The organism is Streptococcus sp. 400_SSPC, from assembly GCF_001072745.1.
Classification (GTDB): domain Bacteria; phylum Bacillota; class Bacilli; order Lactobacillales; family Streptococcaceae; genus Streptococcus; species Streptococcus xiaochunlingii.
Genome location: NZ_JVIQ01000015.1, coordinates 37,386 through 49,793, shown reverse-complemented (window position 1 = coordinate 49,793; position 12,408 = coordinate 37,386). Strand labels below are relative to the sequence as shown.

General features: G+C 42.4%; 10 protein-coding genes. All 10 read right to left on the bottom strand.

The annotated features are described in order from the left end of the window. Positions 1–107 precede the first annotated feature (107 nt). The 10 genes from ADH49_RS02860 to ADH49_RS02815 all read right to left on the bottom strand — a co-directional run bounded on the left by ADH49_RS02860 (position 108) and on the right by ADH49_RS02815 (position 12,398). Complete coding sequence (locus ADH49_RS02860) at positions 108–764, bottom strand: CPBP family intramembrane glutamic endopeptidase (protein ID WP_048689257.1); 657 nt, start codon at positions 762–764, stop codon at positions 108–110. Positions 765–1,044: 280 nt separating this feature from the next. Further along, complete coding sequence (gene alaS, locus ADH49_RS02855; RefSeq protein WP_048689255.1) at positions 1,045–3,663, bottom strand: alanine--tRNA ligase; 2,619 nt, start codon at positions 3,661–3,663, stop codon at positions 1,045–1,047. 15 nt (positions 3,664–3,678) lie between these two features. Further along, a complete protein-coding gene (locus ADH49_RS02850) occupies positions 3,679–4,164 on the bottom strand; it encodes an LURP-one-related/scramblase family protein (protein WP_048689253.1) in 486 nt (161 codons plus the stop codon). A gap of 291 nt (positions 4,165–4,455) precedes the next feature. Continuing rightward, the gene (prsA, locus tag ADH49_RS02845) at positions 4,456–5,397 is read right to left on the bottom strand and encodes a peptidylprolyl isomerase PrsA (RefSeq protein WP_048689251.1); all 942 of its coding nucleotides are present in this window, start codon (positions 5,395–5,397) and stop codon (positions 4,456–4,458) included. A gap of 77 nt (positions 5,398–5,474) precedes the next feature. Continuing rightward, positions 5,475–6,188, bottom strand: a complete 714-nt coding sequence (locus ADH49_RS02840) for an O-methyltransferase (RefSeq protein WP_048689248.1) — start codon at positions 6,186–6,188, stop codon at positions 5,475–5,477. Position 6,189: 1 nt separating this feature from the next. After that, positions 6,190–7,992 (bottom strand): oligoendopeptidase F, encoded by a 1,803-nt coding sequence (pepF, locus tag ADH49_RS02835; protein WP_048689245.1) that lies wholly within the window; start codon positions 7,990–7,992, stop codon positions 6,190–6,192. Between the two features lie 70 nt (positions 7,993–8,062). Beyond that, a complete protein-coding gene (locus ADH49_RS02830) occupies positions 8,063–9,013 on the bottom strand; it encodes a competence protein CoiA (protein WP_048689243.1) in 951 nt (316 codons plus the stop codon). A gap of 154 nt (positions 9,014–9,167) precedes the next feature. Further along, on the bottom strand, positions 9,168–9,722 hold the full coding sequence (locus ADH49_RS02825) for a hypothetical protein (protein WP_048689240.1): 555 nt from the start codon (positions 9,720–9,722) through the stop codon (positions 9,168–9,170). Positions 9,723–9,861: 139 nt separating this feature from the next. Then, positions 9,862–11,151, bottom strand: coding sequence for a D-alanyl-D-alanine carboxypeptidase family protein (locus ADH49_RS02820; RefSeq protein ID WP_048689236.1), 1,290 nt, complete (start codon positions 11,149–11,151; stop codon positions 9,862–9,864). Between the two features lie 83 nt (positions 11,152–11,234). Next, positions 11,235–12,398: an MFS transporter gene (locus ADH49_RS02815; protein WP_048689234.1), complete on the bottom strand. Its 1,164-nt coding sequence runs from the start codon at positions 12,396–12,398 to the stop codon at positions 11,235–11,237. Positions 12,399–12,408: the final 10 nt, after the last annotated feature.

Here is a 12,408-nt window from a genome sequence, read left to right as displayed (position 1 = left end):
GCTAAAAATTAGCCTTGCTGCAGAAGAAACTATCTCAAATAAACAAATCAGTCCTTTCCAGATTTGGAAAGGGCTGATTTGGTAGGTATGTTAGTCCCCATTCTTCTTTATTGAAGCAAGAAGATAAGGAGAGAAGCGATCAGGTTATTTGCTATATGCAGGGCAATGGCATAACGAATATCTTCCTTAGTCAGATACGCTAAAGCGAAAATTGAACCCATTATAAAGTAAATTAGAAATTGCCCTAGACTAGACGGAAGATGGAGAAAAGAAAATAAACTAGAAGAAAGAGCAATATAGAGCAAGGTCTGTCCTAGGGTTTCTTGCTTTGAAAATAGATACTTGGCCATTAAGCCTCTAGTTATGAATTCTTCAATAATGGGAGCAATAAAAATAATATAGAAAAAAACGAAGGCAGGAAATAACTCCAAGAAAAACTCAATACTTCTTTGATTATTAGACGATTCACCCGAGACCAAGGCTTGAAGAGCAATAAAGGCAACTAATAATCCAATGGGTAACCATATCGTGGACGTCAGTTTGGTCTTTTTAACCTCAAGTTTCCAACCCTTTTGGTACCATTTCCACAAACCAAAAATATAGAGAGCAGATACCAAAGCGAATATCAAGAGAATGAGAGGCTCGGAACCTCCCTCAACGAGAACATTCAAGCAACTAGCAAGAATCCTCGAAAATAAAATAAAATGAGAGAAGACCACCAAGGCATACAAACCAACATTTTTCCAGATACTGTTCCCCTTCATACAACACTCCTTTTTCCTTTCGATTCCTATTCCAAGTCTATTTTTTAATTCAATTATCTACCTTTGATTATTTATTATGCTGTCAAACTTAGGATTTTTATGAGGGCCTCGGACTGCGCCTTCAAATCGACAATGGAGCAATATCTAAGACACTTTCTTTTTCCTATATATTTATTGTAATGTATTTATCAAAAATTACAAGTACTTCTTAAAAAGTTTTTACAAAGATTTAACAGTTTACCATACAAAAAGACCTACCCGAAGGTAGATCTCTTGTTGCTTACAATTTAATTGCTACGGCATCCAACAATTCTTGGATTTTCGCTTGGTTGCTTCCTCCTGCCATGGCCATGTCTGGTTTACCACCACCACGTCCATCGACGATTGGAGCCAATTCTTTAACCAAGTTACCTGCGTGGATATCTTTGTTCTTGCTGGCTACGAGAAGGTTGACCTTGTTACCAATTGCTGCGACAAGAACCAGGACATCAGAGTAGTCTTTTTGTTTCCAGTTATCTGCAAAGGTACGAAGGGCACCTGCATCTGAAACTGAAACTTGGCTGGCAATATAACGGTGTCCATTTGCTTCTTGAACATCCTTGAAGACATCGCCTGCTACCGCTGCTGCTGCTTTTTCCTTCAATTCAGCATTTTCTTTTTGCAATTGACGAAGTTGCTCTTGAAGTCCTTCAACCTTGTGAGGTACTTCCTTGAGTTGAGGGGCTTTCAAGGTTGCTGCGACTGCTTTTAGAGCATCTTCTTGTTCACGGTAAGCTTCGAAGGCTTCTTTACCAGTCACTGCCAAGATACGGCGAGTTCCTGATCCAATCCCTTCTTCTTTGACAATCTTGAAGAGACCGATTTCAGAAGTATTGCTTACATGGGTACCGCCACAGAGTTCCACTGAGTAGTCACCGATGGTGACAACACGGACTTCTTTACCGTATTTCTCACCAAAGAGGGCCATAGCTCCCATTTCTTTAGCTGTATCAATGTCAGTCTCAACTGTTTCCACTGCGATGGCTTCCCAAATCTTCTCATTGACTTGTTGCTCAATAGCCCGCAATTCTTCAGGAGTTACTGCCTGGAAGTGGGTGAAGTCAAAGCGAAGGAATTCTACTTCGTTAAGAGATCCTGCTTGAGTAGCATGGTGGCCAAGGATATTGTGAAGAGCTGCATGGAGCAAGTGAGTCGCTGTGTGGTTCTTCATGACACGGTGACGACGGTTCGTATCTATCGCCAAGGTATATTCTTGGTTCAAAGCAAGTGGAGCAAGAACTTCAACAGTATGAAGAGCTTGTCCGTTTGGTGCTTTTTGAACGTCTGTTACAGTTGCTACGACATTTCCTTTAGCATCCAAAATTTGACCATGGTCAGCTACTTGTCCACCCATTTCAGCGTAGAATGGAGTTTCTGCAAAGATAAGAGATGCAGTTCCTTCTGAAACATCTTCTACTTCTGCGTTATCTGCTACGATAGCCACCAATTTTGAAGGCAATTGACTTGCATTGTAGTTGAAGACACTCTCAACAGTAATGTTTTGAAGGGTTTCGTTTTGCATCCCCATGGAGCCGCCTTTAACAGCTGAAGCACGCGCACGTTCTTGCTGCTCTTTCATGGCTGCTTCAAAACCTTCACGGTCGACTGTCATACCAGCTTCTTCAGCGATTTCTTCTGTCAACTCCATTGGGAATCCATAAGTATCGTAGAGTTTGAAGACATCTTGACCTGCGATAACTGTTTGGCCTTTTTCTTTCAAGTCTGCGACAATACCTTGGGCAAAGTTCTGACCTGAGTGAAGAGTACGGGCAAATGACTCTTCTTCGCTCTTGACGATTTTTTCAATAAAGTCACGTTTTTCAAGCACTTCTGGGTAGTAGCTTTCCATGATTTTGCCAACAGTTGGAACCAGTTTGTAAAGGAAAGGCTCATTGATACCTAATTTTTGACCATGCATAGAAGCACGACGGAGAAGACGACGAAGGACATAACCACGACCTTCATTTCCAGGAAGGGCACCATCACCGATAGCAAATGAAAGCGAACGGATATGGTCTGCAATAACCTTGAAGCTCATATTATCGCCATCTTGGTCATAAACCTTACCAGATAATTTCTCAACTTCACGGATGATTGGCATGAAGAGGTCTGTTTCAAAGTTGGTCTTAGCCCCTTGGATCACCGCCACCAAACGCTCCAAACCAGCGCCCGTATCAATGTTCTTGTGCGGCAATTCCTTGTATTCACTACGAGGAACCGCTGGGTCCGCATTAAATTGTGACAAAACGATATTCCAGATTTCGATGTAGCGATCGTTTTCGATATCTTCCGCAAGAAGGCGAATTCCAATATTTTCTGGGTCAAAGGCTTCTCCACGGTCGAAGAAGATTTCTGTATCAGGTCCAGAAGGTCCCGCACCGATTTCCCAGAAGTTATCCTCAATAGGAATCAAGTGACTTGGATCCACGCCCACTTCAATCCAGCGATTGTATGAATCTATGTCATCTGGATAGTAAGTCATGTAAAGTTTGTCTTTAGGGAAGTCAAACCATTCAGGACTTGTCAAAAGTTCATAAGCCCAGGTAATGGCTTCATCACGGAAGTAATCCCCAATTGAGAAGTTCCCCAACATTTCAAACATAGTATGGTGACGCGCCGTCTTCCCTACGTTTTCGATATCGTTGGTACGGATGGCTTTTTGCGCATTGGTAATCCGTGGATTTTCAGGAATGATAGTCCCATCAAAGTATTTCTTAAGGGTTGCAACCCCTGAGTTAATCCACAATAGGGTTGGATCGTTTACTGGAACCAAGCTAACGGATGGTTCTACTGAGTGACCTTTGGTCGCCCAGAAATCAAGCCACATTTGGCGGACTTGTGCACTAGATAATTGTTTCATGATGTCTCCTTTTTACTAACTTGATTGACTTTCTAGCATTTCTACATAGTCAATTGCGACGCAGAGAGAAATAACTAGGTCTGCATAAGAGTCTTCATAGACGGTTACGGTATAAGTTGAGGTTAAATGGAAAAGTTCTTTCGTTATCTCGGCAATCACTTGATCGCGGTTATCTAGCAATTTAAAATTCAAATCCCAGACGTTTCCTTCGATGCGAAGACCAAGATTATCAAATTCATACTTATCCTTCCAAAAAGTCAACTTCTTACGGATATAAAAACTATCTCCGTTACTCAGTTGAATTTTAAAACGTGGTAGGAAAGTTAAGACTTCTTTACTAATCTCACTGACCTGTTCACCAGCAACATCATAGATAGTAAAGGTCTTAGGAATCTTAAAAAATGAACCTTCTACATGGTATTCTACCATTCCCAGATCATTTTTGATGTCAAAGCGTTCCCCTCCAAGTCGAAACTTTTGTTTGACCAGATACGATTTCATCAGTTTCCTCCTGCAAATCTATAGGAAGGCCTTTCTCTTATTAGAAAGGATCTCCGGTAGAAGATGCTGAAAAAAAGACAAGCTCACTAACGAAGGGCGAAAAACCGCGGTACCACCTTCATTCAATGAACTTGTCATTCTTCATTCGATTATGTAATTGTTCTATTGAGTAGCAAAATCATTCCTCTTCCATGGCTCGCACCCCCGCCACTTCTCTGCATCCGATTCTAAATGATTTATTCTCAACTATCTCATTATACAGATAAATACAATGGTCGTCAACTAATATCCTTATTTAGAAGATGAGCTGCCTTCTGTTGTTGCACCGATATTTTGCATGTATTGGTTGAAGGTTGCCTTGAAGGCATCATCTTTCACCTTGATATTGGCATTTGTCATTGCTTTAGCAATGATGCTACGGATAAAGTTGGCATCATTTTTACGATCTGCCGTTAGAATTTCTTTCAAGCGTTTTTCGTATTTCTTCCAATCTGATCCTTTTTCTTCCTTCTTGGTTACTTTCACAATATAGTAACTACCAGCGTTGTTTTGACTAGCAGGAACAATGACAACATCAGAAATACCATTTACATCAAGCTTAGATGCTGCTTCCTTAACACGGGTTGGAACAGTTGTTGTTCCAGAGTCAAATTTGATTTCTCCACCCTTATCTTTGGTGCTAGCATCTGTAGAGTTTTCTTTGGCGATTTGTGCAAAGTCTGCGCCTTCAGCTTTTACACTTGCAAGAACTTCATTTGCTTTTTCTTCTGAATCCAATTTAATCACATTTGCAGTGATTTCTGGTGTATAGCTTTCAAATGCTTTTTTGTAAGCTTCGTCTGTCAACTCTTTTGAAATAGCTTGGTCAACCGCATACTCTAACAAAAGATTGCTACGGATTTGTTGTTTGTTGGTTTCTTCTGTTAAACCTTGTTGAGTGAGGTAGCTCTTGAAGGCTTCACCCAATTGTTTTTTCTGCTCATCAACTTTTTTCTCAACATCTTTGTCTGAGACTTTTGAGCCGTATTCTTTTTCAAAGACTTTGTTAATCGTCATTTGGAAAAGGTATTGTTGTGCACCTTGGTTGTTTTTGATTTCATCATAGAAGTCACCAACAGTAATGGTATCTCCCTTCATTGTGACGATATCTTTGTCACTGCCACTTTTTGCACAAGCTGCTAGCGCTACAACTGATAAAAGGGTCACCGCTCCAGCTACAAATTTTTTCTTCATGTTTTTTTCTCCATTCTAAAATTCACTGCTACTATTTTACCACAAATTCAACAGGATAACTTAAATAAGTCTAAAAGCTACTCTTCTGTCGGCAAAGAAATCTCTTCCAGATTTTTACGAATCATGAGAATGCCATCACCGAGGGGAATCAGACTGGCTGTCAAACCAGGATGATCCAAAGTGGCATCAAAGAGACGTTGTAAGCCTCGATAAATGGTCCGTTGTCCTCTCCGTACATCCATAATATCACGCGCCACATCTCCTCCTTGGAAGATATCGTCCAAAATCACGACTCCCCCAACTTCCAATCGTTTGAGAACTTCTGGAAGAAAGACGATGTACTTGGACTTAGCCGAATCCATAAAAATCAAGTCAAAGCGTTGTTCAATATGCTCCAGCAGGTCCACCGCATCTCCCTCTAAGAGGGTGATTTGCTTGCGTTGATCAAAACGAGCAAAGTTTTCTTTAGCAAAACCAATCATTTCCTCGTTGCGATCAATGGTCATAATCTTTGCATCAGGCACTTGCTCCGCCATCAAGAGAGCTGAAAAGCCAATCGCTGTCCCAATTTCTAAAATCGACTTGGGCTGCATGGTCTGCAAAAAGAGACGAAAGAAAGCGACCGTTTCATGAGGGATAATGGGAATATTTTCCCGACGAGCAAATTCTTCTAGCTCCTTTAAAGCATCGGTTACCGGTGCTTGGCGCTCCCGCATGAAGGAGACTATTTCCTCCTTCACAACTGGTCTGCGCATATTGTGGTTAGCATTTTTACTGTAAGACTCAACCATCTTAGGCCAATCCTAATTTTTCAACGAGGGCCTCAAATTCATTGAGACGACGTTCAAAGACTTCAAAGGCGGCATGAAGGTAGTCTTCTTTTTCCATATCAACACCTGCCTTGCGGATCACATTGAGTGGGTAGTCCGAATTTCCGGCCTTCAAATACTCTAGGTATTTGTCCTTATCTTCCTGTGTTCCATGAACGATCTTCTCAGCCAAGGCAGAGGCTGCTGCAAAACCAGTCGAATATTGGAAAACATAGTAGTTATAGTAGAAATGAGGAATGCGAGCCCATTCGTATTGGATTTCTGGATTGTCTTCTTTTGAAAGACCATAATATTTCTCATTCAAGTCCGCATACAGCTCATTCAAGAATTCGCTGGTCAAGACTTGTCCTTCTTGGTCGGCCTTGTGAATCGCATGTTCAAACTCAGCAAACTGGGTTTGACGGAAGACTGTACCACGGAAGCCATCCAAGAAGTGGTTGAGAATAGCAAAACGGGTCTCATCATCTTCTACTTCTGACAACAGTTGCTCAGTCAAGATATTTTCATTGGTTGTAGATGCAATCTCCGCAAGGAAGATCGAATAGTCCCCATAGACATAAGGTTGGGTTTCACGGGTGTAGCTGGAGTGCATACTATGGCCAGTCTCATGCACCAAGGTGAAGAGATTGTCCAATGTATCTTGCCAGTTCAACAACATAAAGGCATTGGTATCATAAGAACCACCTGAATAGGCACCTGAGCGTTTTCCTTGGTTGACATGGACGTCGATCCAACGTTCAGTAAAGGCGCGCTTCACGCGAGATAGGTAGTCACCACCAAGCACCGCCAAAGCCTGCTCAGACTTAGCAAGTGCTTCTTCATAGGTGAACTTGTAATCAGTAGAAGACAGTGGCGTGTAGACATCATACATCTTCAAATCTTCAATTCCTAAGATTTTTGAGCGGAGTTTCACGTAGCGTTGCAACAAAGGCAAATGCTTGTTAACCGCTTCTACCAGACTATCGTAGACGCTCTCTGGGATAAAGTTAGCAGAAAGAGCTGCCTCACGCGCGCTAGAAAATTTGCGAACCTTAGCATTGTAATTGTGGACCTTGACGTTAGTCTGAAGGGTCTTAGCATAGGTATGTTGGTACTGTTCATAGACACCATACAAGGCTTGGTAAGCTTCCTTACGGACTTGGCGGTCCTTAGACTCTACCAAAGAAATATAGTTTCCATGGGTCAACTGAACTTCTTGGCCTTGGTCATCCTTCACCATCGGGAAGACGATATCTGCATTGTCCAAAATCTCAAAGGTTTCACCTGCCGCAGCAAAGATTTCACCTGCTCCTGCTAACAATTCTTCTTCTTTTTGAGAAAGGACATGCTCTTTGGTTTTGAGCAATTTGTCAAAGTAATGAGCATAAGCTTCTAAAGCAGGGACTTCTTTCAAGAAGTTGGCGTATTGCTCCTCAGTGATCTCCATAAATTCTGGTTCGTAGAAGGCAAAGGTCTCCCCTAAAAGGCTGTAAAGGGACATCGCTTTTGATTGGAATTCTTGGTATTTGGCTACGCGTGTGTCCTGGTCATTCTTCATATGAGCGTAGACATAAACCTTCTCCAAACGACGGTTCAAGTCCAAATAAACTTCTGTGGTTTCTAATAGGTTAGCTGGAGAAGACAATAAAGAACCTGCAAAATGAGCAGCATCTTTAATGGCTGCAGCTAAAGCAGTTGCTTCTTCTTCCCATGCTTGGTCTGTCGCAAAAATGGTCGACAAATCCCATTGGTATTTTTCATCAATTTCATTTCGTTGTTTTACCATTACAAAAATCCTCCAATGTTTCTATTTTATCACATATATTACCATTTGGGGGTATTTGATTGACAGAAATTTAAGCTTTCCAGTTCTGATAAAAACGAGGCGAATAAAGAGTCTGCGTCGCTTTCATTCCGGTTTGGAGATAATAGGTCATAAAGTTCTGATAATAGCCTTGCCAATCTCCCTTAATCTGGATAAAATTCCTAGACTTCAGTGGCCGACAAAGGGGATAAAAGGCTTCCAAGTCCAACTCCAGGAGATGCTTTCCTTTCAGATAGAGCTGTTCCTGAAGAGCCATCCACTTAGGATGCCGGTAATACAACTGCTGACGAAGATAGTCTTTAAACTGTCGGTCTAGAGGGACCCTCATTCGTTGCAAGGCTTGTTTGGCATAAGGCGTCCGCAAAACTTCTAACAGATTCCCTCCATAAAAAGGAAAATGTTGAGTCCGATAATGAAGACGCCCTCGTAAGTCTTGATGGATCAGATAGTGGAGACGAACTTCCTGCTTCTCTAGGTCCAACTCCCAGAGATGAAAGCCCCTATTTTGGCTAAAATAGACAAAACCTTCTTGCAGAGCCGACAGGCTTTTCTTGAGCCATAAGTTTTTCCCCAACAACCAATAAACCTGATACCCATGCTTGCGATAGCTATCGCTTCGTTCTTTTAAACGCTCCATAGACAAGGAACTGCATTGCACTTCTAAGGCAAGCTTTTGATCTGGAAGGAGAACATCCGCAATCTGTTGGATTGCCTGCAGAGGACTTTCCACTTCAGCTAGAGTGTTTTGCTTGGCCCATTGATAAAGCCCCAATTTTAACTCTAGATGTTCGGAACTCTCCGTTTCATGATGGAAGGGGCAAGCCTCTAGGTTGATGTGAGCAAAATGTGGACGCATCACGGGCCCTTTCTTTAAGCGGACTTCCTTTCCACACAGGAGACAGAAAAAGGGACCTTCCTTTTTCATCGGGACCTTCTCCAAACAATTCCAACGACGATTCTTAGTATCTGCTGCAAGAAACATATCATCACCTCCACTTATATAATTCGTAATGGAGGACAAATATACGGAGGGGTAAGAAAAAAAGGAGCCCAGCTCCTTGTTTAGATATGATCTTACTGAAATGAATAGCGAATGTTCATTCATCTTAGACAAGACATTACATAATGTCCCCCGCTCACTGATCTGACTCATTCGTTTTCTCGCCTGATGCCGGATCTTGAGTTTCCGATGATGGGGAGGTTCCATTTTCAGATGCTTCAGCTTGTTTTCGAGCCGTTTCGAATTTTTCGACAATGCTTGCACGAGTATCTTCCGGAACATCGGTGTCTTCAGACCCTATCGTATCCATGGATTCATTAAAACGGGCCTTGCTCGTTTCCATTTTCTCCTTCAAGTCTTTCAGATAAGTCTCATAGGTCTCTTTTGCAGAGCCCGTGAGTGATGCTCCTGCTTCCTCCGAATGAGCAACTGTTCGGTCCATCATCAAAGCATAGAAAGCTTTAAAATCCCCAACGGTTCTGGCATTTTCAAGTTCCTCATCTGTATACAAAACAAAAGGAGATTCTGAGGATCCTTTCAAACTGGTCACTTTCTTGCTCTGAGAGGCCCTAGAAGACTGGGCTGTTCCCTGAACTGACTTTTCACTGGACGAGGTCCCTTCTTGATTTGAGCAGGCTACTAGCCCAAGCACCCCCATTAAAGCAACCATTGTTAATAGTCTTTTTTTCATTCAATCTCTCCTTTTTATCATTCCATTACCATTCTAGCATCAAGCCCGGTTGCAGTCAATTCATACCTGTCCCCTGATTCTTTAAAAAAAGACCAGAGATCAGTCTATCTCCGGTCTATCGATTTATTTGGAAATCTTCTTATTTTCTCTTATATCTCACGTTAAAGAAAATTCTTAAGAAAATAAAAGGAAGGAAGCAACAGAGCCACATTGGATCCCAGCCTTTTTGACGCATGCTAGAGGACTTCTGATGAGGCGCTTCTACTGCGCTTACAGCCTGCGTTTGCTGAATGGACGGAGAAACAGTTTGCAAGCCATTGGCAATTTGTAGCTGGCCATTTTGAACACTGATCTCTGGATTCGTCCCTCTTTTCACTGTAGCATAGAAGGGTTTGTCTAAGTGATAGGTTTGCCCCTGAATCGTGTGAACCCCCGCCGGCAGCACCTCTTTGTACTCATAATCCTGATATAGTCTTTCAATCAGGGCATTTCCAATGACGTGACGCAGGCTCTCTGCAATTTCCACATCATAGTTGCCGACTCCCATAATGACTTGAACAAATCGCTGATTTCCGCGATTAACCGTCAAGGTGTAATTATAATCTGCTGTCGGACTAGAGCCGGTTTTTAGGCCATCCGCACCCTTTAGAGAATATCTTCCACCTTCCAAGGAATAATTATAATTTTCATGGGTTTCTTCATAATCTGTACCTTGGAAGAGGGTTATCTTGGCATTTTTAGTATAGTTGAGTATTTCAGGGAACTCGTTAACTATGTGATAGGCCAAAATAGACATGTCTCTTGCTGTTGTTTGGTTAATGGCATTTTGATCATAGCGGGTCGGATTATAGTAGCCATCTAGGACTGCAGTTGGGGCACCATTAGGATTGTTCCACTTGGTATTGGTCATTCCAATTTCCTGGGCCCGCTGGTTCATCAAATCCAAGAATTTATCTGGATCTCCTCCAGACACCTTATTGGCAATCATGATGGTCGCCGCACTGGATGAAGGAACAAAAATCATATTTAGGAGGGTCGATACCTTGTATTGAGCCCCCGCCACAATGGGACTATTGCTCAACTTCTGATTTTGAGAAATGATCACATCCGTATCCGTCGCGGTAATCATGGTATCATAATCCAGCTGCCCTTCTTTAATAGCTCTCAGAAGCACGTAGACGGACATCAATTTAGCCATACTGCCGGAGTCACGAGGAGCATCAATATTATCTCCATAAACAATCGCTCCTGTGTGAGCATCGACGACAATATCTGCCTTGGGACGGAAAAATTCATCCACCGAAGTCCCTGATTTTTCTGTGATCGACATGATATCTTCTTGTTGATAAAGATCATCCGCCTTTGCTATCATTGGGAAACACAGGCAAGCAAGGGAAAGTGTCGCAAATAAGGCACGTTTAAACTTCATTCTCTCTCATTTCTTTCATAAACATCATCGTTCTCCATTATAGCATAAGTCCTTCTATTCACAAACTCTATTTCCTAAACTTTTTACTCCTTCGTGTTCCCAAAGAGACCTGGAGATTTTCCTTTTGGCATCTTTAAAAAGAGACTTAGTAGAAGGACGAGGACCAGGACAGCCACCAAGAAGTAACTCATCATTGAAAATCCACCGTGATCTACAAAGAAAGCTGCTAGCGGTTGCAAGAGAATGGTACCAAGATAGCGCACTCCCTGCACGAGAGCCATGGCTAAGACTAGATCTTTCTTATCCACTTGTTGGGAGATAAAACGCAAGGAGACCATGATCAAGACCATCCCCGTCGTATGCTTGGCCAAGAGGGTAACCAGCACTTTTAAGAAGACCGGAGTCGGAAGAGCATAGATGAAATACTGGAGCAAGAGAATCCCCACAGGAAGCAAAATTAGGAGACGCAGGGGCCAATGATCCATAAAACGGTCCGAGAAAAAGATGAGGGGAGCTTCGACTACGACAGATATGGCCACAACCGTAGACGCTATCTGAACAGGGAGCCCACTATCCATTAAGAGAGCTGGAATATAGGTATGGCCAATATTTCCCACGCCCGACACAAGCCCCATCAGTAATAGGAAAAAGAGATAGGGTCCATTATGGAGCAGAGGCCGGATCGAGACAGCTTCTTTTTGTACCCGATTGGTCTTATCAATACGGATAGCCCCTAAAGTAAAGAAACTAAGAAGGATCGTGACCAATACACAATAGTATACAGACTGAGGGCTAAGATGAGCATAGAGCCAACCAGCTAGGTGGGCTCCAGCCGCATACCCTAGCGTCCCCCAAACGCGGATTTTTCCAAAAGCATAGGGACTCTGGGTAGCTAAAATTTCCATCATGGGAGCCGTCCCATTTAGACACAGTAATACCAAGCCATAAAAGATGGTCAACCAAAAGAAGTTAGGGGCCCAGATAAATCCACCCACTCCTGCCATGAGGACTCCTAAGCTCAAGGTCGTGATTTTAACAATACCAAATCGTTCATTGATATAACCAAATAAGGGCTGGGTAAGCATGGATAGGAAAAAGGCTGTCGACACCAAATTAGATACCTGACTGGCTGAATACTGCTGGCCTATCAGATAGACAGAGATTAAAGTCGTAAATAGGGCAGTCGACATGAAGTAAAAACTATATAAAAATAAATAAGCAGGATAGGAATTTCGAAATGCTTTCATAAGTTTCCTT